Below are 22,774 nucleotides of genomic sequence, written 5' to 3' on the forward strand. Positions count from 1 at the left end.
GCGGTCCATCCCGGCTACTCCGCCGTCGCGACCGGCGCCTTGCGGCGCACGATCTGATGGCCCGTGCGCTCGAGTGCGACGGTCACCGCGTCCGCCAGGCTCGACTTGGTCGTGACCTCGGACAGGTCCAGCCCGAGGTGCACGATCGTCTGGGCGATCAGCGGGCGGATGCCGGAGATGATGCAGTCAGCACCCATCAGGCGCGCGGCGGTGACCGCCTTGAGCAGGTGCTGGGCGACCATCGTGTCCACGGTCGGGACGCCGGTGATGTCGATGATCGCGATCGCTGAGTCGGTCTCGACGATCTTCTGCAGCAGGCTCTCCATCACGACCTGCGTGCGAGCCGAGTCCAGCGTGCCGATCAGCGGCAGCGCGACGACGCCCTGCCAGAGCTTGACGACCGGCGTCGAGAGCTCGATCAGCTCGTCCTGCTGGCGCCGGATGACGTCCTCGCGCGTGCGCAGGTAGGCCTCGGCGGTGAACAGGCCGAGGTTGTCGATCAGCTGCGTCGCGGCCCATATCGCCGCGCCATCGGGCAGCTTGCCGAACAGGGGCTCCTTGAACGAGAACACGAACGTCGCCGTCTCGGTCGGCGTGAACCCGCGCGTCGCGCGCGTGCGGCTGAGGTTCGTGAGCTGCTCGCGGATCGCGTCCCAGGCCGGGCCGGAGGTGTCAGCCGTCGATGACTCGGTGACGGCGATCGCGAGCGCGGTCAGGAAGCGGTCGCTCTCGACCCGGAGCTCGCTCTCGGAGATCAGGTCCGTGCGTACGCCGGGCGCCGCCAACTGCGCCTGTACCCAGGCGTCCAGCAGCTCCGTCCGCTGTTCACGCAGCACCGCTTGGATGACCGACAGTCCCTCACTCATTGCGAGGACCCTATCCAAGGTGGGTAGGAGAACGGCATGGACGGTGACGAGAAGGACCGCACGGACAACTCCCCCGGGGCCGAGGGCGGCGAGTCCTCAGAGAACAAGGACACGCCACCCGCGGCGCCCGCGGACGACGACTCGCCGCTGGGCGACACCGATCAGCACTCCAATGCTGACGCCTAGCGCTTCCCCTTCCTGAAGGTCACGGTGCGCGTCTGGCGGGACAGCAGCTTGCCGCTGCCCGTCGCGCGCACCTCGAGCTTGAGCCGGACCTTCAGCGGGGCCCGCTTGAGGCGCTTCACCGCGCCCGGCGTCAGCCGCATCTTGAGCCTGGCCGTCGTGCCCGCGGGGACGCGCAGCTTGACCGGCTTGACGAGCTTCGCGCGTCTCGGCGCCTTCGCCGCGGACGCGCCGCCCGCGACCTCGCTCAGGCTCATCGTGCAGTTGCTGATGTCGCCGCCGGGCGCGCACGGAATCGAGATGAAGCACTGGTTCGTCCGCGGGTCGACGTTGCAGCTCGGCGGGAGGCTGCCGCCGGGCGGCGCGGGATCGTCCTGGCCGTGCGACGGGCCGCCGCCACCGGCCCCGCCGCCGCCACCGACGGCACCGCCGACGTGCGGCGGGGGCGGCGGGGGCGGCGGAGGCGGAGCCGCCTGGACGGTCAGGTTCACCGTCGCCGGCGAGGCATCGTTGTCTCCGTCGGAGGCCGCGTACGTGAACGTGTCGGCACCCGCGTAGCCGGCGGACGGCGTGTAGACGACGGTGTGGTCGTCCTCGACCGCCCCGAGCGTGCCGTGCGCCGGCGGCGTGAGCACGCGGACGCTGAGCGGATCGCCGTTCGGGTCCCCGCACATGAGCTTGATCCGCAGGCGGCCGTCGTGCGGGACGGTCGCGGTCAGCTCGTCGCACTCGGGCGGCGTCGGGTCCTGCAGGTACGGCAGTGCGCGCCAGCTCGGCCGCTCGCGCCAGGCGACGCCGCTGGTGAGCTTGCGCTTGCCGCCCCCATCGGGCCGCATCGTCCACACGTGGAACGATCGCTCGACGGTCTCGCCGCGCTCGGACGTGTAGGCGATCCGGCGCCCGTCCGGGGACCACACGGGGTTCTCGTCGCTGTCGAAGAGCGGACAGTCGTCGTCGCACTCGGGGTCGCGGGTGAGGTTGCTCAGGCCCGTGCCGTCAGGCTCGACGGTGAAGATCTCCGCGTCGATGTAGTGCTGGTCGTCGCGCCGGTACTGGTCGAAACCGCTGAACGCGATCCGGTAGCCGTCCGGTGACCACGCGGGCGAGGTCGCGATCGCCATGCCGCGCGTGATCGCGGCGCGGGCGCCGCCGTCCACGTCGATGACGTAGATGTCTCGGCCGTCCGCGAGCGCGCCCGTGAACGCGAGCCGCTCGCCGTCCGGCGACCAGGTGGGCTCCTTGGCGTCGACGTCCTGCGTGTTCGGGACGACCGTGCGCGTGTTGGCCTCGAGGTCGTGGATGACGATCCCGCAGCGCGCGAGCTCCTGGCACTCCGAGTACGCGACGCGACGGCCGTCATGCGCCCACGCGAGCCCGCTGCGCTGGTGCGCGGGCGGCAGCGGCAGCGTGCGCTCCTCGCTGCCGTCGGCGTTCGCGATCGTCACGCCGGCGACGCTGACGTGCCCGATGCGCGTCCCGTCGGGCGAGTGCGCGGCCCGCTGGACGAACGGCGACAGCGGCGGCGGGTCGACCGGCTGGCCGGACGGCTTGACCGCCCCCCACGAGCGCTGCGTGCCGATCAGCTGGTTGAACACGAGCTCGCCGTTGCGGCCCGCGCGGGCCGGGCAGGCCGGCGCAGCGCCGTCGCCGGCGCGCACCTCCATCCACGCCTCGCGCAGGCGCAGCTGGCCGAGCGCCTGCGCGCGCAGCGTGGCGACGGCCGCGCCCGCCTCCAGCTGGACCGCGCCGCGATAGCAGCCCGTGCCGGCCTCGTCGAGCAGCGTCACCGTGACCGGCGCGCGCCCCTCGCGCTTGACGGACACGTCGACGGTCGCGCCCGGGACGCGCCGGTCGTCGCGCTCGACGATCGCGAGCAGCGGTGTGGGTCCGCCACCGGGCGCGCGCCCGTACCGCAGGTCGAGCTCCCACCGGTCCTCTTCGAGCTGCGCGGCGACCTGCGCCTGCTCGGCGGCCTGCGCCGTCGACTGCAGCCGCACGAGCCAGCGCCCGCGATCCGGGTCGTCGGCGACGAGCGACCGCACCGGCGCCCGGCCCTCGCCCTGCCCGGCCACGATGCGCTGCACGACGGTCCCGTTCGGGGCCACCAGCTCGGCGGTGACCCGCGGCGAGGCGAGCACCTGCACGGCGATCCGCGAGCCGCCGTCGACCGTGAGCGGCGTGTCGACCGTCGCGCCCGGCGCGAGCGCCACCAGCTCCCGCGCGAGCAGGTCGTGGGTGCGCCCGAGCACGCGCGGGGCGTCCTCGCCCACGTCCGCGGCCGCGGCCCGAGCGCGCGGCGCCGCGGCGCCCTCGTCGTCCGCCGCCGCGCGCTTCTCGCCGGCGGGCGCGCCCGGGCCCTCGGGCAGGCCGGCCACGTGCGGGACGATGAATGAGCGCAGCACGAGGCCGGAGTCGATCATCTCGCCGTGGAGCACCGGGGCCTCGCGGACGTCCTCGAGCGTCCAGCGCTGGCTCGTCACGCCGGACACGCCGTCGCCCGGCTCGGCCGTGCCGCAGGTACCGGCGGCCGCCGAGCCCGAGAAGGCCGCGAACTGCACGCCGCGACGCTCGGTCACGCGCGTGTTGAACGCGGCAACCAGCTCGCGCCGGAGCTGGTAGACGGCGGGCACGTGCGCGAGCTCGGCGCACGGGGTGCCGAGGTTCGGCGTGCCGAGCATCAGCAGATGCTCGACCGGGGTCGCGAGGTCGGACAGGGTGTGCACGTATTGGCGCGCGATCAGGCCGCCGAGGCCGTGGGCGACGACGTCCACGCGCGCGGCGTCCTCGTCCATGCGCACGGTGCGGACCGCTTCGGCCAGGACCGCCGCGTTGCGCTCGACGCCGGGCGTCTCGCGGTCCAGCGCGGTCCAGTTGCCCGTGTCCATGCCGCCCACCGGGACGGCACGCCAGTCCGGGTGCACGCGCCGGACCTGTTCGGCCATCGCGTCCCACGCGCCCGCGGTCGCGAACTCGCCGTGCACGAGCACCAGCGGCTTCGGGCGGATCTTCAGCACCGCGCCGCGGCTGTTGTAGGTCGTGCGACCGCGGCTCGCGAGGAAGCGGATCACGTGGTCGGAGTCGGGACCGCCGGCGGCGTTCCAGGCCAGGCCCTCGGTGTCGTATTCGAGCGTGACCGTGCGCTCCTGTCCGGGCTCGAGCGAGACCGGGTCGACGGGCGCGGCGAAGAACGCGCCGACGTTCTCGTCATGGGCGTTCACGCGCGCGACGTGGTGGCGCGTGTCACGGTTGGCGACCTTCACCAGCGCGCGCACGCGGTTTCCGTCCACGGTTCCGTCGGCGCCGACCGGCGCCCACTCACCGCTGGCGACGTCGCGCTCCTGCAGGGTCACCTGCTCCACGCACACTCGGCACGGGCCGAGCGAGAGCTGGTACGCGCGGCGCACGCCGTCGACCAGGCCGGTACCGACGATCTCGTCGCGGTCGTTGATGCCCTCCGCGCTGACCAGCGACCAGCGCGTGCCGCGGACGTAGCGGTTGAGGTCCTCCATCGGGCGCCCGCGCCGCCAGCGGAAGGCGATCGTGCGCCCGAGCTGGTCTCCGGCGTGGCCGACGATCGTCCCCGCCTCGTTGATCGTCCGCGCGACGGACGGACCGCCGAGGTCGTCCATGCGCTCGAGCGTGCCCGCCGCGCTCCAGCGCGCGGCCTGGTGGCCGTGGAGCGCATGGTCGGACACCCAGCCCGCGATCTCCCCCGACTCGTTGATGCTGAGGGCCGCGCCGCTGGCCAGGCTCGGGAGCCGCGTCAGCGTCCCGCCGCTGAAGCGGATCGGCTGGCCGCAGCGGTCCGGCTCGGGCATGCCGACACAGCCGACCACGACGCCGCTGTCGCTGACGTCCGTCGCCGAGGCGTTCGTGCGCTCGCGCTCGGGCACGCCGGCCAGCACCTGGATGTCCTCCATCGGCGCGCCCAGCGGCTTGACGAACGCGCGCCAGCGGTCGCGGTCGAGCGCGGACTCGCCGACGACCGTGCCCCCGCTGTTCATGCCCTGCCCGAGCGCCCAGGTGCCGCCGAGCGTGCCCAGGTCGGTCGGGACGTCGCCGTTCCACAGCACCGCCCGCGTGTTGGCGGTGCTCGTGTCGTCGTCGGAGACGCCGACGGTCTGGCCGAGATCGTTCGCGTCCCACGCGATCGTGCGCGTCGCGCCGGGCAGGCCGGCCAGCGCCGCGGGCTGGCCGTCGCGGTAGCGCAGCGCGTGCGTCGTGCCCGTCCACGGGTCCTCCGGGCGGCCGATCTGACCCGTCATGCCGACGACGTCGCCGCGGGGCGTGATCGCGACCGCCCGCCCCTGGTGGTCCTCCGGGGCGGCCGTGCCGAGGTCGAAGATCTCGACGCCGAGCCCGACCGCCACCGCCGCCCGGAACTCGTCCGTCTCGCCGTCCTGCGCGGTCACCTGCAACCGCACGGTGTGCGTGCCGCTCTCGTCGAACGCGTGCTTGACGGTCGGTGTCGTGCCCGTGTCCCGCTCGTAGGTGCCGTCGCCGTCGAGGTCCCAGCGGTAGCCGACGATCGCCGCCGAGCCCGCCTTGGAGCCGCGCGCGTCGAACGTGACCTCCTCGTCGACGTCGGGCGCGTCCGGCGTCGCGGCGAACACGGCCCGCGGCGGGTGCACCGGCGTCGCGAAGACCATGAACTCGGCGATCGAGAGGTCCTTCGCGGCCGGGTCGAGCGGGTCCGAGAGGGTCAGCCGCACGCGGCGCACGCCTTCGATCGCCCCGGACGTGGGCCGCTGGAGGAACTTGTGGCGGTGGCCCGCCGCGAGCTGGATCGTCCCGACGGAAGCCCAGGCGCGGCCCGCCTTGTCCGAGGTCTCGATGACCGCGGTCTGCGGCATCATCCCGTCCGCGGCGCGGCAGCGCGGCGTCGGGTTCAGGGCGAAGCCGCTCACGCGCACGTCGGCCGGGAGCTTGATCTCGATCGTGCGCGGGCCGCTGTTCTCCGTGCGCCAGCCGGACTTCGCGCTGCCGTCGAGCACGGCCTGCGCGCGGCAGGAGTGCGGCGGCGGCTCGTTCTCCTGCGGCTCGCTGACGAGCTCGGCGCCCATCCGCGCGTCCGCCCAGTTGCGCCGGGCGGTGAGGTCGGCCTGAGTCGCCGGCCCGCCGACGGCCAGGTTCGGGCGCTGTGCACGCTCGTAGCCGACCGCGTCCACGGTCAGCTTGCCGTAGGTCCCGACCGGCACGTTGGCGATCGCGTACTCACCCTGCGCGTTGGTGCGGGCGGTCAGGTCCGGCGTCAGGCGCCGGCCGGCGCTGAAGCGGACCTGCGCGTTGGCGAGCGGCGCGCCGCTGTCGCGGTCGCGCACGACGCCGTGCACCACGGCGCGCTGCGCGGCCGTGTTCGGCTTGGTGTGGTCGGCCTTCGGGTCGGCGTCGTCGGCGTCCGTCGCGGCCGCGTACCAGCCCATCCCGCGCGCGGCGAACACCGTCCAGATGCGGTCCTTCTCCGCCCCGGCGAGGACGTTCTCGTCCACCAGCAGCAGCGCGTTGCGGAAGTCCAGGAACGTCGGCTCGGCCGGGACCTCGCGCAGCGCCTCGGTCACGAGCAGGCGGACCCGGTGCAGCCCGTCCTGCTGACCGTACGCGGCGATCAGCGCGTCACGCAGGTCCCACAGCGTCTGGGCGATGATCTCGCCGTCGGCGTGCGGCTCGGGCCCGTCGGCGTCGATCATGCCGTAGTGGTCGTAGGTGAAGCCGCCCTCGTCCACGGGCGTGTCGATCCCCTGATGGCGGTAGACGAGGCTCTGCGGGTCGGCGAAGCGCGCGAAGCGCACGTCCCCGCTCGCGGGCCCGTCGGCGATCGCGTCCGTGTCGACGAGCCAGTCGAGCGCGTAGAAATCGGCCAGGCCCTCGTCGAGCGCGTCGGCCTGCAGCTGCGTGAGCGCCTCCCAGCCCTCGCCGTCGGTCACCAGCCGCCCGGCGAGCCCGTGCGCGAGCTCGTGCGCGATCGTCGCCGGCTCCTCCGCGGAGCTCACCGCCGGCAGCGGCGGGCGGTGGTTGAGGACCAGCGAGAGCCGCATCACGGGGCTCGTGCCCTCCGGGTAGACGACGATGCCGCTGTCGTTGATCGTCAGGCCGTCGGAACCGGCGTTGACGAGCACCTTCACCGGGTCGTCGTCGCGGAACGCGTCGAAGCTGATCGGCGCGGCGCGGTAGTGGTCCTGGACGCGGCTGAGCGTGACGAACGCCTGCGTGGCGGCCTGGTAGCGGTTGATCCGGGTCGTGGCGGGCCGGGCCGGGTCCCACGAGCAGCCGACCGTCGGGCAGTCCTGGCCGGGGAACGCCATGCGCGTGTAGCTCCAGTTGCCGGGCGAGCTGGCGAGCGTGCGGTCCTCGGGGTCGTTCTCGCGGTCGCCGTCGAGGTCGAGCCAGACGTCGGCACGGCGGCCGAACAGCGTGGCGGCACCGGACGAGAGCCAGCCGTCGAGGCTGACCGGCTGCTGCTTGCCGCCGATGGGCGCGCCCGGCCAGTTCTCGAACGCGAGCGCGGTGGCGCGCTGGGCGCGGTTGACCCGGCGCAGCTCGGCGCCGGTGTGGGCGTCCACGAGCTGGTCGTAGAGCGCGTCGCCCTGCTCACGGATCACGCGCCAGGCGAGCTTGACGTCGCCGGTGTGCGCGGTCAGCACGAGGTGGGCGCGGTCGCCGTTGGCGAACGTGGTGGCGCGCTTGCCGGCTGTCCCGGCGCGCTTGACCGTGGCCGTCGCCGGTCCCTTCGTCCGCTTCGCGGCGGCGGCACGGGCGGCGCTCGCCGTGATCGACGGCGTCGTGTCCGCGTCCGCGATACCGGGCCGCACCTCGCCGCCGACGCTCACAATCCGGCCGTCGCGCGTGACCGTCGCCCGCAGGTCCCCGTCGATCAGCGTCACGCCGTCGCGCTGCTGGCGCCAGCGCAGGCGCGTGAGGCCGTTCGTCGTGGTCGACCGCTCCCGCTTGAGCGCCTTGACGTCCCGCGCGCGGAGCTTGCCCTGCGCGCGCACGTAGTCGAGGACGTGCTCGGCCCGGTCGCCGGGCGCGGGACCGGTCAGCGGCGCGCCGAGGTGCGCGACGGGCGCGGGACGGCTCGGGACGGGTGCGGGTTCACGCTCGGGGTCGGAGCCGGGAGCGAGCACGACGGCGAGGAGCAGGAGCGCGGCGAGCGCCGTGGCCGGGAGGGAGCGCATGGTGCGCCGAGGCTCTCAGGACGCGCGCGTACGCACATCGGGGTAATCCCTAGTGCGTATCTTAAGTCAAAGCATTCGGGTCGTCTCGGGCGTCGGGTCGGGCCGTTCGGTGGTGGGCTCGCCCCGGATCTCGAGGCGCGCGATGAACGCGGGTGCCGGCTCGGCCGTGAAGGCCTCGAGCGTGCCGTCGCGGCGCCGGACGATCACGCGGCGCGCCCGTGCGGCGGCGTGCACGGCCTGCAGGTCCCACTGCGTGGGGCGCGCGCCGGAGCTGAAGTAGACCTGGAGATCCTGGCCGATGTGGGCGAGCGTCGCGCGGTAGCCGCCGACGCTGTGGAAGCGCATCGTCGGCGGCAGGTTCACGTCGGCCCACAGCAGCTCGCGGCGTTGCAGGTCGAGGATCGCCGGGACCGCGATCTTCGCGTTGCCCTGCAGGTCGAAGCGCTGCTCGACGGTCCGGGCGTCGAAGATCGCGCCCTGCTGCGTGCGGCCGCTCATGAAGCCGGCGAAGGCGTCGGTCATCGCGTCGAACGGGACGTTGTTGTAGGAGAAGACGATCGTGACCAGGTGCGCGACGCCGGCCGCCGTCAGCTGCGGCAGGTCGAGATCGACGAACTCGGAGGCGCCGAGCGGGGCCGGCGCGGACGTCAGGTCGCCCGAGTGGGTCGCGCCCTCGTGGCGCAGCGACGCGTAGTCGCACAGGCCGACCATCCGCCAGTTGGCGTCGTAGAGCGCGACGCTGAGGTCGAGGTCCACGCGCGTGTGCTCGGGCTCGGTCCAGTGCAGGAACAGCCGCAGGTTGTCGGTGGGCGGCAGCGGGAGGCGGCTGCCGCGCGCGACGGTCCGCAGCGCGCGGGCGCTGTGACGCTCACGGAACGGGAGCGTGAGGTCCTTGGCGGCCTCGTCGAGCAGCACGGTGTCCAGCGGCTCCGCGCGGGCGGCGCGGGCGATCAGCTCGCGCTGGATGGTCTCGACGACGGCGTCGATCGTGGCCTGGTCGAGCGGCGCGCGCGTGTCCTCGGTGGCGAACGCCTTCGTCACCTCGCCCCGCGGGAAGAACACGCGCGTGGGCAGCGGCCGCGCGCGGGTGCGGATCGACGCCATCGCGGTCAGCAGCAGCGGCGCGGGGACGCTCGGCGCGGCGGCGGCGAGCGCGGGGATCGCGTCCGCGCCGGCGCGCAGGAGGTGGTCGAGGCGGCGGACGAGCTCGCCCGGGCGGCGCTGCGCGAGCTCCAGCGCGAGCTCGGCGTCCTGCGCGGCGAGCGCCTCCTCGAGCTGGGTGGCGAACGTGCGCAGGCGAACGCGCTCACGCGTGACCGTGGCGGTGCTGCCCGCGGTGAAGTCGTCGTCCACGCGCGTGCGGCGGATCGCGGCGAACGCGAGCGCCACGTTCGGGTAGCGCGCCTGGAACTCGTACGGGTGCAGCTTCTCGCCGATCCGCTTCCAGTGGGTCGCGTGGCGGCGCATGTCCTCCGCGAGCTGGTCCTGTGGGATGGCCTCCAGGACGGTCAGGACGAAGCGCCGGACCGGGCGCGGGATGTTCGGCAGCGGCTTGGGCGCCGCGACGAGGTCCGCTTCGCCGCCGAGCGCGACGAACAGCACGCGCAGCACGTCGGTCGCGGTCTTCAGGTGCGGACGGGCGACGTCGAACTCCAGCCAGGTGCCGAAGATCAGCGCCATCGTCTCGCGCACAAGGATGTGGGCGGGGACGAGCTCGACGCCGCAGTGGCGCACGAGCGTCTTGAGGTCCTCGCGGTCCTGGCGGTTCAGCGGCGTGGTCCGCGCGAGCAGCTCCGTGTAGATGGACGTCGCCGTGGCGTCCAGGTCGCGGCCGATGTCGAGCAGGGTGAGCTCGCGCGGGTCCCACAGCGGCTCGCGCTGCGGCGCGGGTTGCACGAACGGGTTGTCCAGTGCGACCCGGCGGTGGCAGATCGGGCAGGCGCTGTAGTCGGTCGCGTCCCAGCAGTTCGCGCACACCAGGTGCCCGCACGGGTCCAGCACGTACACGTGGTCGACGGTCGTGCAGTTCAGGCAGGGCTGGTCCGGGCTCGCGAACACGTGCGTGAGCGTGCGCTCGAGGTAGAGCTGGAACGTGTCCTGCGGCGTCGAGTCCGGGAAGTTGCGAAACAGCGGCACGTGCGGGACGTGCGCGCCGCGTTCGGTGGCGAGCTGCTGGAGCAGATCGTCGCCGATGCCGGCGAGCTCGGCCGAAGGCGTGACGTTCAGCTGGGCGTAGAGCCCTTTGCTGAACACGTACCCGAGCTCGGCGGCCCGCGCCTCGATGCGCGCGAGCACCTCGTCCGTGCGTGCGTCGGGTCCGCCGCCGGGCTCGAGGAACACGAGCCGCTCGCGGCGGACCATCAGCAACAGGAGAGGGGTGGAGAGCGGGCGCACTACCGGTGGGATAGGTGAGAAGGAAGCACGCCCCGGTGCCACCCCTCTGTCAACGAAGACTACGCCGCGGTGCGAATCTCATCGGCGGTGCCCTGGAGGTCGTAGAGGCCGTCGATGGTCGTGGCCTTGCCGACCTGCGTGGCGATCGTCATCGCGTGCGACGCGCCCGTGCGCCCGTCGCGCATCCCGCCGCTGTCGGAGGAGGCGATGATCCAGCGGATCCGCCCGTCCTCGACGGCGTCTGCGAGCCACTCGGCGGTCACGACCGTCTCGCGGCCGGAGAAGCCGCCGATCGCGGCCACGTCGGCGCCGGACTCGACGATTGACTGCGCCGCGCCCGACTGGCTGGAGACCACGACGGTGCCGCCGCCGTTGGCGTTGGCGTACGCGACCGCCTCGGTCAGCGCGCTCGTGTCGCCGCCGAACATGCCGCCGCCACCGCCCGGGCCGGGCGCCGCGGCGCCGCCGCTGTTCGTGCCGGACGAGCCGGTGGCGCCGGGCGCCGCGCCGCCCATGCCCGGCGCGAACCCGCCGCCGCCTGGGCCGCCCTGCCCGTTCCCACCCGGGAGCCCGCCGCGGCCACCGCCCATGCCCTGCGACGCGGGGCCGCCCGCCGGGAACGTCGAGCTCGTCGCGTGGCCGAGCGTCCGCACCGCCCACGACGCGGGTGCGAACAACAGAAGGCCGACGGCGGCCGCCGCCGCGATCGCGCGCAGCTTGGGTGCGAACACGATCACCGCCGCCGCGACCGCGCCGAGGACGAGCAGCACGCCCGTGGCCCAGCTGAGGTCGGTGGCGCTGTCGGCGATCACGACGATCTCGGTCGCGAGACCGCCGGCGATCAGCAGCGGACCCCACGTGCGGCTGCGCAGCAGGCTCCAGCCCGCGCCCACGAGCAGCGCGGTGAACGGCGCGAGCGCGGCCACGTAGTACGGGTGGAAGATGCCCGAAGCGCGGCTGAACGCGACCGCCGTGACCGCGAACGCGCCGCCGACGGCGATCAGGTAGCCCGTGCGCGCGTCGTCGCGCCGCAGGCGCGAGGTGAGCAGCAGGCCGAGCGCCGCGACCAGCGCGAAGCCGATCAGCCAGCCCGCCTGCCCGCCGAGCGCCGCGTTGAGCAGGCGCGCCGGCCCGGCCTCGCCGCCGAACACGCCGCCGCCTCCGCCGCCGGGTCCGCCGTCCTGGCCGAACAGCCGGCCGAGGCCGTTGTAGCCGAGGATCAGCGACCAGATCGAGTTGTCGTCGGTGCCGGAGACGTACGGGCGCTCGCTCGCGGGCGTCAGCCACAGCAGCATCGGCCACGCGAGGCCGACCACGGCCATCGCCGCGCCGCCGACGAGCAGCTGCTTGGCCGCGGTGACGCGGCCCTTCGGCGCTACGCAGAACCACGCCAGCGCGAGCCCCGGGACCACCAGCAGCGCCGCGGCCATCTTCGTCTCGAACCCGAGGCCGACGAACACGCCGCTGAGCACGAGCCACTTCAGGCTGCCCTCGCGCCGCAGGCCCCGGTCGAGCGCCCATACCGCGGCCACCAGGCAGAGCACGAGCAGCGCGTCCGGGTTGTTGTGGCGCGCCATCGCGACCGTGATCGGCGTCAGCGCGAGCGTCAGCCCGGCCACGAACCCGGCGGCGCGGCCGAACCGCGAGCGCGCGAGGTCGTAGGTCAACCCGACGGTCGCGACCCCCATCAGCGCCTGCGGCACCAGCAGCGCCCACGAGTTGAACCCGAACACGCGCGCCGACAGTGCCTGCACCCACAGCGCGAGCGGCGGTTTGTCCACGGTCTGCAGACCGGCGGCGTCGAACGAGCCGTACAGGAACGCGTGCCAGGACTGCGTCATCGACCGCACGGCGGCCGCGTAGTAGTCGTTCGCGTAGCCGTTGAGGTCGAGCGCCCACAGGTTCAGCCCTCCCGCGAGCGCGAGCAGGACGAGCAGCTCCGGTCGCTGGACGAGCGCCCGGAGGGCAGAAAGAGAACCGGCCCGGCGGCGCGGCTGATCAAGGGCGAGGGTTGACATGCGCCCACCATCGACCTGCCGGCTGCGAGCGGCCTGGGCGCACCCTCAGAGGTTCCTGGGAACCGGCAAGCCGCAAATGTCACAAGTCCGTCCGGAAAGCGTGAAATGTTTCCGCGCCATGGACGACGCCGCACGGTTGAAGGAGCTGGGCTACGAGAGCCGCTTCGAGCGGCGGATGGGGCTGTGGGAGAACTTCGCGCTCGGGTTCACGTACCTGTCGCCGGTCGTGGGGATCTACAGCGTGTTTGCGCTCGGGTTCGTGGCCGGTGGGCCGCCGATGATCTGGAGCATCGTGATCGCGGGGATCGGGCAGCTGCTCGTGGCGCTCGTGTTCGCGGAGATCGTCGCGCAGTTCCCGGTCGCGGGCGGGATCTATCCGTGGGCAAGACGGCTGATCGGCCGGCGCTGGGCCTGGCTGACCGGCTGGATCTACGGCTGGGCGCTGATCGCCACCGTCGCGTCCGTCTCCACGGGCGCGGTGGTGTTCGTCGGCAGCCTGTTCGGCTTCACGCCCACGCGCACCACGACGGTGTTGATCGCGGCGGCGCTGATGGTCCTGTGCTTGCTGATCAACTTGAGCGGGACGAAGACGCTCGGCCGCGTGGCGATGGCCGGCTTCGTCGCCGAGCTCATCGGCGCGCTGGCCGTCGGCCTGTGGCTGCTGCTGTTCGAGCGCCAGCACGACTTCAGCGTGTTCTTCGACTCGCTCGGGACCGAGGGTGACGGGAGCTACCTCGGCGCGTTCCTGGCGGCGTCCCTGCTCGGCCTGTATCTGTTCTACGGCTTCGAGGCCTGCGGTGACGTGGCCGAGGAGGTGCCCGACCCCGGCCGCACGATCCCGAAGGCGATGCGCCGCACGATCTACGTCGGCGGCGCCGCGGCGTTGCTGATCACGGCCGCGCTGATACTCGCCCAGCCGAACTTCAGCGCGATCATCAGCGGCGAGAACGCGGACCCGGTCGGGTCCGTGTTCAGCGACGTGTTCGGCAGCGTCGGCTCGAAGATCATCACGATCGTCGTGCTGATCTCGTTCGTGTCCTGCATCCTGAGCCTGCAGGCCGCGGCCAGCCGGCTCATCTACTCGTACGCGCGCGACCGGATGATCGTGGCGAGCGACGCACTCAGCCGCTTCTCCCCCGAGCGCCACGTGCCGCCCGTCGCGCTCACCGTCGCCTGCCTCACCCCCGCCGCCGTCGTGGCGATCGCCGAGATCGTCAGCGAGAGCGCGCTGCTGAAGGTCATCTCGTTCGCGTCCTGCGGCATCTACATCGCGTTCCAGATGGTCGTGCTGGCCGCGCTGATCGCGCGCTCGCGTGGCTGGAACCCGAGCGGCAAGTTCACGCTCGGCCGCTACGGCTTCCCGGTCAACGTCGCCGCCCTCGTCTACGGCGTCGCGGGCGCGCTGAACCTGGCGTGGCCGCGCGGCGGCGACGAGGTCGCTTGGTACGACAACTGGATCGTGGTGCTCGGGTGCGGGATCGTCGCCACCGTCGGCGTCGCCTACATGCTGCTCGCCCGCCCGTACGAGCGCAGCGACGCACCGTACGGAGACGCGACCACGATGCGGGCGACTCCGTAGACGGCGTCATCCACGCCGTCGGCAAGACGATCGGCCCCGAGGATCACGAGTAGTTTCTACGGAACGTCTTTGTGGCCGACCCCGACGGGGAAGCCCGGTTCGCAGACGACCATCAAGACCATGACGACGAACGAGACCACCGCCCCCAATCAGCCCGGTCCCATCGGCTTCGCCCGGATGGCGGGCTCGTCGATCGCGGGCCGTGACGCCGCCCCCTGGGTCACCGACTTCCTCAACGCCGCGTACTACCGCCGGGCCCGCGAGGAGCGCGCGGTCGACGACTTGCGCCTCGCGTTCAGCGTCCTGACGACCTACTGGTACCGCAAGGACCCGACCCGCCGGCTGCGCGTCACCGACCTCCCCGCCTTCCACCGCGCATTCGGCGGCGAGCGCTTCGGCAACAAGGGCTGGCTGGACCGCGAGGCGCTCGAGCGCGGCGCCGCCGCCCTGATCGGCGACTGGTTCCCCGAGGCCTACGCCGACGCAGAGCGCCGCGGCTGGGGCATCGCCTTCGAGACCCCCGAGGACAAGGCCGCCTACGACCACGCCCACCGCCTCGCGCTGGCCAAGGTGGGCGAGCTGACCGCCGAGTCCGCGCCGCTGGACCAGCAGGTCTGGCACACCTACGACCCGGTCGAGATGCCGTCCGCGGAAGCCGTGATCGCTGCGCTCACGAAGCCGGAGACGTGGCCCGACTACGCGTCCGAGCTCGGCCGCTTCACGCCGCTGCGCCCGGGTGGCCTGCTCAACCAGACGTTCGAGATCGAGGTCGCGGCCGGCACGGACAAGCCCGTCCCGCTGTGGACGCGCGGCTACGTGACGATCACGACGCTGGTCACCCCCGAGGACCCGAAGGCCCTGCACAACTGGTTCGAGGGCCTCGAGGCCGGCATGAAGCAGCACGGCGAGCCGCGGATCGTGCCCGAGGGCGGCGAGCCGCTCGTCGGCTTCGACCTCACGACGCACGCCGGCCACTTCATGGGCTCCGGCCACAACCGCCTCGTGCTCTACGCGCTCGACGGGAAGGCCTACGCGCGCGCCGCCGGCACGTGGGACCCGATGAGCTGGCACCTCGACAAGGCCTACCAGAGCCAGGGCAAGGACGCCCAGCACGCGTTCTGGGGCGTCGGCAACGAGCCGGAGCTCAGCATGCTGCACCAGATCGCGATCGCCCTCGGAGCCCAGTGACTGACGCGATCGTCATCGGCGCGGGCCCCAACGGGCTCGCCGCCGCCATCCGCCTCGCCGAAGCCGGGCGCCAGGTCCTCATCCTCGAGGCCGCGGACGCGCCCGGCGGCGCCGTCCGCACCGAGGAGCTGACGCTGCCCGGCTTCCTCAACGACACGTTCAGCTCGGTCTATCCCGCCACCGCCGCCTCCCCCGTCTTCGCCCGCATGCCGCTGGCCCAGCACGGGCTGGAGTGGTCGCACCCGGAGGCCGCCTACGCGCACCCGCTCCCGAACGGCGAGGCCAAGCTCCTGTACCGCGACCTGCAGCGCACGATCGAGAGCCTCGGCCCGGTCGACGGCCCGAAATGGGCGCAGTTCGCCAGGCCGTTCCTGGACAACTTCGACGCCGTCCGGGCGACGATGCTGTCGGGGTTCCCGCCGGTCGGCGGCCCGATCAAGCTGCTCGCCGGCGCCGGTCCGATCCGTCTGCTCGACTTCGCCCGCCTGCTCCCCGGCAAGGCCACCGGCCTCGGCCGGCGCCTGTTCCACGAGCCGAGCTCGCGCGCGTGGCTGTACGGCGCCGCCATGCACGGCGACACGCCGCCGGACGGCAACGGCTCCGCGATCGCCGCCTTCTACCTCAACCTGCTCGGTCACGCCGTCGGCTGGCCGTCCCCGAAAGGCGGCGCGGAGCGGCTCACCGACGCGCTCGTCAGCTACTTCAAGAGCCTCGGCGGTGAGCTGCGCTGCAACGCGCGCGTCATGAAGATCACCAGCGCGGAGGGCAAGGTCACCGGTGTCGAGACCGCCGACGACCAGTTCCGCGCGAACCTCGTCATCGGCGACGTGATGCCGAGCGCGTTGACCCAGCTCGCCGACCTCCCGACCTGGTACCGCACGGCGCTCAACCGCTACAGGCTCGGCGCGGCCACGGTGAAGGTCGACTGGGCGCTGGACGGGCCGATCCCGTGGGAGAACCCGGACGTCCACCGGGCCGGGACCGTGCACGTCGCCGGCTCCGAGCAGGAGTTCCTCGACTCCGTCAACCAGGCCCGCCACGGCCTGTCCGACAACCCGTTCCTGCTGCTCGGCCAGCAGAGCCTCGCCGACCCGACCCGCGCGCCCGAGGGCAAGCACACGGCCTGGGCCTACACCCACGGCCCGCAGAAGGGCGTGGACTGGGTCAAGGACACGCCGGAGATGGCCGAGCGTATGGAGAAGCAGGTGGAGCGCTTCGCGCCCGGCTTCCGCGACCGCATCCTCGCCCGCCACGTCCAGGGCCCGCGGGAGCTCGAGGCGCGCAACGCGAACCTGATCGGCGGCGACGTCGGCGGCGGCTCCTATCGTCTCAACCAGGTCGTGTTCCGCCCGCTGCCCAAGCTCACCCCCTACGCCACGCCGCTCAAGGGCCTGTTCATCGGCAGCGCCGCGACGTTCCCCGGAGGCGCCGTCCACGGCGTGCCCGGCGACGCCGCCGCCCGTGCCGCGCTGAAGTGACCAGCCTGCATGCAGGGACGTTGACCAGCGCCGCCAAGTCCTGGGTTCCCAATTGATCCCGGCACTGCCCCACCGCGCGCTGTACGTGGCGTTCGACCGCTTCCCGTCGCGCAAGGGCAGCGCCGTCCACATCGACCGCTTCGCCCGGGCCCTGTTCGAGCGCAGCGGCGGCGGGCTGCTGTACGTGCTCGGCGGTGACGGGCTGCCGCCGTACCAGCGCGAGGGAAACGTCGAGATCGTCCGCTACATGCGCGAGGCCGAGCACGTGCTCGAGCGCGCCGCGGGCTTCGGGGCGCGCCTGGCCGCGCTGCTGCAAGACCTCCCCGACCTCGAGATCGCCCACTTCCGGGATCCGTGGGGCGGCGTCCCGATCGTCGAGCACGGCGGATCGTTCACCACGGTCTACGAGGTCAACGGCCTGCCCTCGATCGAGCTGCCGTTCCTGTATCCCGCGATCCCCGGCCTCGACCGGATGGCCGAGCTCGAGCGCCGCTGCCTGGAGGCGGCGGACATCGTCATCACGCCGTCGCAGGTGACGGCGAACCGGCTGCCCGTGCCCGCGACCGTCATCCCCAACGGCGCGGACATCCGCCCGCAGGCCGAACCTCCACCGCTGCAGGACTACCTCCTCTACTTCGGCGCGCTGCAGCCGTGGCAGGGCGTGGACACCGCGTTGCGGGCCGTGGCCCGGCTCGGCCTCCCGCTCGTGATCTGCGCGTCCGTGCACCCGCGACGCGCCAAGGCGTACCGCAAGCTGGCCGAGCGGCTCGGCGTCGAGGTCCACTGGCACTTCGCCCTGCCCGAGGAGGAGCTCGCGCGCTGGCGCGACCACGCGCTCTTGAGCCTCGCGCCGCTGCGCGACTGCTCGCGCAACGTGCACCAGGGCTGCGCGCCGCTGAAGATCCTCGAGTCGATGGCGGCCGGCGTACCCGTCGTCGCGTCCGACTTGCCCGCCGTCCGCGAGCTCATCACGGACGGCGAGACCGGCCGGCTGGTCGCCCCGGACCGGCCCGGCGAGCTGGCCCGCGCCATCCGCGTGCTGCTCGACTTCCCCGAGGAGCGGGCGCGGATGGGCGCCGCCGCGCGCGCCCACATCGAGCGCCACTTCACGTGGGAGGCGAGCGTGGCGCGCCTTCAAGCCGCCTACGGTGAGAGGATTCCGGCGTGGCCAACACCGTGAAGCAGGCGTTCAACGCCCTCACGCCGCAACAACAGGAGATCGTCCGCACGCGCCGCTTCTCCGGCGCGCGCACACCGGACGAGTGGATCGCGCTGCTCGGGCCGGTCGCCGAATACGACCGCCACGCCGATCAGGTCCGCCAGGGCGGCGGCGGCTTCTTCGCCCGCCGCTACGCGCGCAAGAACGACGTCCCGAACGGGTTGCGGACGTTCGCGTTTCCGCTGCTGGCGATCCTGCGCGAGGACATCGAGCCCGGCGCGCCGCTGGAGCTGTGGGTCGATCTCAGCGGGCCGCTGCAGTCGGGCAAGGCGACCCGCAGCACGCCGCCGTACAAGAAGCCGCCCTACCGCAAGATCGTCGACACCTTCTACGACGACATCTGGCTTCAGGGCCGCACCCGCTTCGCCGACGGGTCGCGGCTCCAGTTCGCCGTGATCGACCACGTGCGCTCCACCTTCAAGGAGAAGAAGAACCCGCGCGGGAAGATCAAGCGCAAGACCAAGAACAAGAAGAAGACGGAGCTGACGGTCACGCTGACGGCGTCCAACCGCATGTACGCGAAGACCGCGGGCGGGCGCGCGGCGCCGAAGGTCAAGCTCAAGCCCGCCGACAAGCACACCAAGGTGACGCTGGGCGGCACGCTGGTCGCGCCGAACATGGAGGCCGTCCCGCAGCTGGAGTCGCTGATCGAGCTCATCTCGGGCGCCTACGAGCGCGTCGCGCCCGCGCGGAGGAAGAAGCTGTGACCGCCGCGTTCGGAGGGCTGGACCTGTGCTCGTGCAAGCGCGGCTTCTTCACGCTGCGCGACTGCGCGAACTCCGCGGTCGCCACCTGCAGCGTGTGCTCGCGCCGCATCTGCCCCGAGCACATCACCCAGGCCGGGATCTGCGTCGAGTGCGCCGCCAAGCGCGAGGAGGACGCGGCGCTCGACGAGGACGCGACGGGCTACGCCATCCGCTCCCGCCACCGCTGGTACCGGACAGGCGACTACTCGCCGGTCTACTGGGGCACGGGCGACCCCTACTGGAGCGACACCGACTACCGCTGGTACGACGACCCCAACGATGACGACGACGGCGGCGGCTTCGGCGACTCCTGAACCGCTCCGCGCCCTCTGGCTGACCGAGACGTACCCGCCGAGCCGCGGCGGGATGGCGCAGTCGTGCGACCGGATCGTCCGCGGGCTGCGCCGCGCGGGCGTGCTCGTCGACGTCCTGCACTTCGTGCCGACCGCGCGCGGGTTCCGGCCATGGGTGCTGGAGGAGCAGGCGGGCGGGCGCTATCTCAGCTGCGCGGTGGAGGACGACCCGGCGCACGCGCTCAACCGGGCGTGGGCGACGCTGCAGGCGCAGCCGGTCGCGTACACGCACGTCGTCGCGTTCGGCGGCTCGCGCCCGATCATGGCCGGCCCGGTGCTCGCCGCCTGGCTCGGGGCGCCGCTGATCACGCTGATCCGCGGCAACGACTTCGACGCCGCCGTCTTCTCGATCCGGCGCCGGCCGGTTCTCGACGACGCGCTGCGCCGCAGCGCGCTGGTGATCGCCAACTCGCGCTCGAAGGTCGAGCGCATCGCGGCCATGCACCCTGAGACCACCACCCGGTGGATTCCCAACGGGATCGAGCGCGAGTGGGCGCTCGCGCCGTCCGACCGCGCGCACGCCGCCGCCTGGCGGGAGGGCCGTGACCGGCTCACGCTCGGCCTGTTCGGCCAGCTGAAGGCCAAGAAGGGCGGCGTCTTCCTGCTCGACGCGCTGCTGCGCTCCGGCGTCGCCGACCGCTTCCACCTGCTGCTGGCGGGCTGGATGGCGCCGGACATGGAGGCCTGGCTGGCCGAGCACGAGCTCGAGCACACGGCGCTGCCGTTCCTGGACCGCTACGAGCTGCTGCCCTGGTACGCCGCGTGCGACTTCTTGGCGATCCCGTCCTTCTATGACGGGCTCCCGAACGTGCTGGTCGAAGCGGCCGCGCTCGGCGTCCCGATGATCGCCGCGCGCGTGGACGGCATGGCCGACGTGCTCGCCGACGGCGAGACCGCGTTCCTGTTCGAGCCGGGCGACGAGCCCCGCGCCGCGTGGGCGCTGCAACGCGCCGCACGCCTGGACGCCGCCGGGCGCGAGCGGATGGCCGAAGCGTGCCGCGAGCTCGCCCGCACGACGCTCGACGGCGACCGCGAGATCGCCGCCTACGTCGAGGCGCTGCACGAGACGCGCGCGACGCGCCTCGCGGCGGTCCGATGACGCGCCGCCGCCGCGTGCGGGGCGCGCCGCCCCGCTCCCGCGCGCACTCGGCCCGGCCCAATCCCACGGGCCCGTGATCCTCTACTACGCCCTCGGCGGCGGGCTCGGCCATCTCACTCGCGCGCGCAAGGTCCTCGGCGACCGCGAGGACGCCGTCCTGCTCACCGCCTCCAAGCACGCGCGCGACCCGCGCGTGACCGCCGGGCGGCCCGTCATCCCCGTCCCCCGCCGGCTCGGCGAGGACCGGGACGCGTTTCGTGCCTGGTTGCGCGCGTTGCTCGACGACCTCCAGCCCGACGAGCTGCTCGTGGACGCGTTCCCCGGCGGGATCCTCGGCGAGCTGTGCGGCCTGGAGCTCCCGCGCGCGCGGCTGGTCGCCCGCGCGCTGCGCTGGGACGCGTACGCGCCGCGCCTGGACGGGCCGCTTCCGCGCTACCAAGCCGTGCACGCGCTCGAACCGCTGCCGTACGCGCCGCCCGGCCCGATCACGCCGCTGACACTCCCCCACGCCGCGCCGGGCGCGGCGCTGCACGACGGCCCGCACACGCTCGTCGTGCACGCCGGTCCCGAGCACGAACTCGATCAGCTGCTCGCGCACGCGCGCGGGAAGACGCTCGTGATCCACCCGAAGCACCTCGACGTGTATCCCGCCGAACCGCACCTCGTACACGCCGAGCACATCGTCACTGCGGCCGGCTTCAACGCGATCCACGAAACCGCTCCGCATCGGGACCGGCACACCGCGGTGCCGCTGCCGCGCGCACTCGACGATCAGTACGCCCGCGCTGCAATGATCCGCGCATGAGCGCACCGATGCCGGGCTACTACGATCAGCAGCAGCCGCCTCCGGGGTTCCACGACACGCGGGTGATCCGCAGCGTCGGGCGGTGCTTTCTCCTGCTGCTCGTGAGCGGCGGGCTGTGGGCCTTCGCGTGGATCTACCACACCACCCGCGAGGTCTCCAACAAGGTCAACAACCCGGCGCCGTCACCGGCGTTCCGCACGGTGATGTACGTCGTGCCGATCGCGAACTACGTGATGTGGTTACTGGCCTGGAAGGACATCGAGGAGTACTGCAAGCGCGCGCGCTCGGAGGACTTCCCCATGGTGCTGTTCTTCATCCTCACGCTGATCCTCGGCTTCCCCGGGATCTTCACCTTCCCGATCGTGCAGTCGCGGATGAACCAGGCGCACCGCGCGGCCACGAACGGTCAGGCGACCAACGCGCCGATGCAGACGATCGACTGGGTGTTCATCGCGCTCGGGCTCGTGTTCTGGGCCCTCTTGTGGTTGTTCATCATCGTCGCGATCATCGCGGGGTCGTCGAGCTAGTCGCGAGCGGGCGCACGGCGCCCGCAATCAACGCGGCCAGCCCGAGCAGCGCGATCACCGCGATCAGCGCGCGCGAGACGCTGCTGTGCTCGCCGAGCACGCCGAGCAGCGGCGGCCCGGCCAGGAACGCGCAGTAGGCGATCGAGGAGACGACGCTCACCCGCGCCGCGGCGAGCGCGGGGTCATCGGCCCCGGCGCTCATCCCCACCGGGAATCCAAGCGCGAGGCCGGCGCCCCACAGCACGGCGCCGGCGATCGCGACGCCCGTGCTCGGCCCGAAGCAGAACAAGCCCAGCCCGATCACCGACAGCACCGCCAGGCCGCGGACGATCTTCACGCGCCCGTGGCGCTCGAGCAGCCCCGGGCCGACCCAGCGCACGGCGGTCATCGCCGTCAGAAAGGCGGCGAGCCCGAGCGTCCCGATCGCGTCGGCTGCGCCGTGGTCCTCGATCAGCGCGACGCCGATCCAGTCGTTGCCGGCGCCCTCGGCGAACGCGAACGCCAGCACGAACACGCCGACCAGCAGCGTCCGCGGCTCCTTCCAGGCGCGGAAGCCGTAGCTCGGCGCCTCGTCCTCGTCCTCGCGGTCGGGCAGGAACGCCCGCACGGCCAGCGGCAGCCCCACCGCCACCGCCGCGCCGACCACGGCGAGGTGCACGGAGACGGGCACGTCGAGCGCGACCATCGCCACACCGCCGAGCGCGCCGCCGACGGTGCCGAAGCTGAACCCGGCGTGAAAGCGGGGCATGATCGCCCGCCCGATCCGCTGCTCGACCAGCGCGCCCTGGACGTTCATGGCCACGTCCCAGCTCGCCATCCCGTAGCCGGTCAGCACCAGCCCGAGGACCACCGGGATCACGCCGACGTCCAGGCTCAGGGCGACGCCCACCAGCGCCGTCCCGCTCAGCGCGCTGCCCACGGCCACGCAGCGGCGGGAGCCGAAGCGGTGGATGATCGGCCCCGAGAGCGGCAGCCCGACCACCGAGCCGACCGCGATCGCGAACAGGACGAAGCCGAGCTCGGCCGCGCTCAACTCGAGCTGCGCCTTGACCTGCGGGATCCGCGACGCCCAGCTCGCGAACGCGAAGCCGTTGACGACGAACGCCGCGTAGACGGCGCGGACGGCGGCGGACTCGGGGCTCAT

The 22,774-nt window shown here is 73.0% G+C and carries 15 protein-coding genes; 10 read left to right on the forward strand and 5 right to left on the reverse strand.

Features of this window, described 5'->3' with window-relative positions; all coding sequences use genetic code 11:
- Positions 1-14: 14 nt before the first annotated feature.
- A complete protein-coding gene (locus tag OJ962_RS01775; protein WP_202953142.1) occupies positions 15-866 on the reverse strand; it encodes an STAS domain-containing protein in 852 nt (283 codons plus the stop codon).
- Positions 867-902: 36 nt separating this feature from the next.
- On the opposite strand from OJ962_RS01775, the gene OJ962_RS01780 reads away from it, so the two are divergent.
- Positions 903-1,052: a hypothetical protein gene (locus OJ962_RS01780; RefSeq protein WP_202953143.1), complete on the forward strand. Its 150-nt coding sequence runs from the start codon at positions 903-905 to the stop codon at positions 1,050-1,052.
- Here OJ962_RS01780 and OJ962_RS01785 read toward each other — a convergent pair.
- The 3 genes from OJ962_RS01785 to OJ962_RS01795 all read right to left on the reverse strand — a co-directional run bounded on the left by OJ962_RS01785 (position 1,049) and on the right by OJ962_RS01795 (position 12,636).
- Positions 1,049-8,224 carry a M36 family metallopeptidase gene (locus OJ962_RS01785; protein WP_202953144.1) on the reverse strand — a complete coding sequence of 2,392 codons (7,176 nt, stop codon included), beginning with the start codon at positions 8,222-8,224 and terminating at the stop codon, positions 1,049-1,051. The genes OJ962_RS01780 and OJ962_RS01785 overlap by 4 nt on opposite strands.
- Positions 8,225-8,290: 66 nt before the next feature.
- Positions 8,291-10,585 carry an MXAN_6230/SCO0854 family RING domain-containing protein gene (locus OJ962_RS01790; protein ID WP_238931279.1) on the reverse strand — a complete coding sequence of 765 codons (2,295 nt, stop codon included), beginning with the start codon at positions 10,583-10,585 and terminating at the stop codon, positions 8,291-8,293.
- Between the two features lie 92 nt (positions 10,586-10,677).
- Positions 10,678-12,636 carry an ArnT family glycosyltransferase gene (locus OJ962_RS01795; protein WP_270006144.1) on the reverse strand — a complete coding sequence of 653 codons (1,959 nt, stop codon included), beginning with the start codon at positions 12,634-12,636 and terminating at the stop codon, positions 10,678-10,680.
- A gap of 118 nt (positions 12,637-12,754) precedes the next feature.
- Here OJ962_RS01795 and OJ962_RS01800 point away from each other — a divergent pair, with 118 nt between their 5' ends.
- The 9 genes from OJ962_RS01800 to OJ962_RS01840 all read left to right on the forward strand — a co-directional run bounded on the left by OJ962_RS01800 (position 12,755) and on the right by OJ962_RS01840 (position 21,630).
- Complete coding sequence (locus OJ962_RS01800) at positions 12,755-14,215, forward strand: APC family permease (protein WP_202953147.1); 1,461 nt, start codon at positions 12,755-12,757, stop codon at positions 14,213-14,215.
- Between the two features lie 120 nt (positions 14,216-14,335).
- Positions 14,336-15,403, forward strand: a complete 1,068-nt coding sequence (locus tag OJ962_RS01805; protein WP_202953148.1) for a hypothetical protein — start codon at positions 14,336-14,338, stop codon at positions 15,401-15,403.
- Complete coding sequence (locus OJ962_RS01810) at positions 15,400-16,881, forward strand: phytoene desaturase family protein (RefSeq protein ID WP_202953149.1); 1,482 nt, start codon at positions 15,400-15,402, stop codon at positions 16,879-16,881. The genes OJ962_RS01805 and OJ962_RS01810 overlap by 4 nt, the downstream gene beginning before the upstream one ends.
- A gap of 52 nt (positions 16,882-16,933) precedes the next feature.
- A complete protein-coding gene (locus tag OJ962_RS01815) occupies positions 16,934-18,061 on the forward strand; it encodes a glycosyltransferase family 4 protein (protein ID WP_202953150.1) in 1,128 nt (375 codons plus the stop codon).
- Positions 18,046-18,807 carry a hypothetical protein gene (locus OJ962_RS01820; RefSeq protein WP_202953151.1) on the forward strand — a complete coding sequence of 254 codons (762 nt, stop codon included), beginning with the start codon at positions 18,046-18,048 and terminating at the stop codon, positions 18,805-18,807. The genes OJ962_RS01815 and OJ962_RS01820 overlap by 16 nt, the downstream gene beginning before the upstream one ends.
- Positions 18,804-19,160 (forward strand): hypothetical protein, encoded by a 357-nt coding sequence (locus tag OJ962_RS01825; RefSeq protein ID WP_202953152.1) that lies wholly within the window; start codon positions 18,804-18,806, stop codon positions 19,158-19,160. The genes OJ962_RS01820 and OJ962_RS01825 overlap by 4 nt, the downstream gene beginning before the upstream one ends.
- Complete coding sequence (locus OJ962_RS01830; protein ID WP_202953153.1) at positions 19,126-20,298, forward strand: glycosyltransferase family 4 protein; 1,173 nt, start codon at positions 19,126-19,128, stop codon at positions 20,296-20,298. The genes OJ962_RS01825 and OJ962_RS01830 overlap by 35 nt, the downstream gene beginning before the upstream one ends.
- Positions 20,299-20,371: 73 nt before the next feature.
- Positions 20,372-21,103: a hypothetical protein gene (locus OJ962_RS01835; RefSeq protein ID WP_202953154.1), complete on the forward strand. Its 732-nt coding sequence runs from the start codon at positions 20,372-20,374 to the stop codon at positions 21,101-21,103.
- A complete protein-coding gene (locus OJ962_RS01840; RefSeq protein WP_202953155.1) occupies positions 21,100-21,630 on the forward strand; it encodes a hypothetical protein in 531 nt (176 codons plus the stop codon). Before OJ962_RS01835 ends, OJ962_RS01840 begins: the two co-directional genes overlap by 4 nt.
- On the opposite strand, the gene OJ962_RS01845 is transcribed toward OJ962_RS01840, so the two are convergent.
- Complete coding sequence (locus tag OJ962_RS01845) at positions 21,608-22,774, reverse strand: MFS transporter (RefSeq protein WP_202953156.1); 1,167 nt, start codon at positions 22,772-22,774, stop codon at positions 21,608-21,610. The two genes, OJ962_RS01840 and OJ962_RS01845, sit on opposite strands and share 23 nt — an antisense overlap.

Origin of the sequence: Solirubrobacter deserti (assembly GCF_027587175.1) — a bacterium.
Taxonomy (GTDB): Bacteria; Actinomycetota; Thermoleophilia; order Solirubrobacterales; family Solirubrobacteraceae; genus Solirubrobacter; species Solirubrobacter deserti.

Coding starts and splice junctions, on each gene's coding strand:
- OJ962_RS01775 (WP_202953142.1), bottom strand. CDS start 866: ATGAGTGAGGGACTGTCGGTCATCCAAGCGGTGCTGCGTGAACAGCGG.
- OJ962_RS01780 (WP_202953143.1), top strand. CDS start 903: ATGGACGGTGACGAGAAGGACCGCACGGACAACTCCCCCGGGGCCGAG.
- OJ962_RS01785 (WP_202953144.1), bottom strand. CDS start 8,224: ATGCGCTCCCTCCCGGCCACGGCGCTCGCCGCGCTCCTGCTCCTCGCC.
- OJ962_RS01790 (WP_238931279.1), bottom strand. CDS start 10,585: ATGGTCCGCCGCGAGCGGCTCGTGTTCCTCGAGCCCGGCGGCGGACCC.
- OJ962_RS01795 (WP_270006144.1), bottom strand. CDS start 12,636: ATGTCAACCCTCGCCCTTGATCAGCCGCGCCGCCGGGCCGGTTCTCTT.
- OJ962_RS01800 (WP_202953147.1), top strand. CDS start 12,755: ATGGACGACGCCGCACGGTTGAAGGAGCTGGGCTACGAGAGCCGCTTC.
- OJ962_RS01805 (WP_202953148.1), top strand. CDS start 14,336: ATGACGACGAACGAGACCACCGCCCCCAATCAGCCCGGTCCCATCGGC.
- OJ962_RS01830 (WP_202953153.1), top strand. CDS start 19,126: ATGACGACGACGGCGGCGGCTTCGGCGACTCCTGAACCGCTCCGCGCC.
- OJ962_RS01840 (WP_202953155.1), top strand. CDS start 21,100: ATGAGCGCACCGATGCCGGGCTACTACGATCAGCAGCAGCCGCCTCCG.
- OJ962_RS01845 (WP_202953156.1), bottom strand. CDS start 22,774: ATGAGCCCCGAGTCCGCCGCCGTCCGCGCCGTCTACGCGGCGTTCGTC.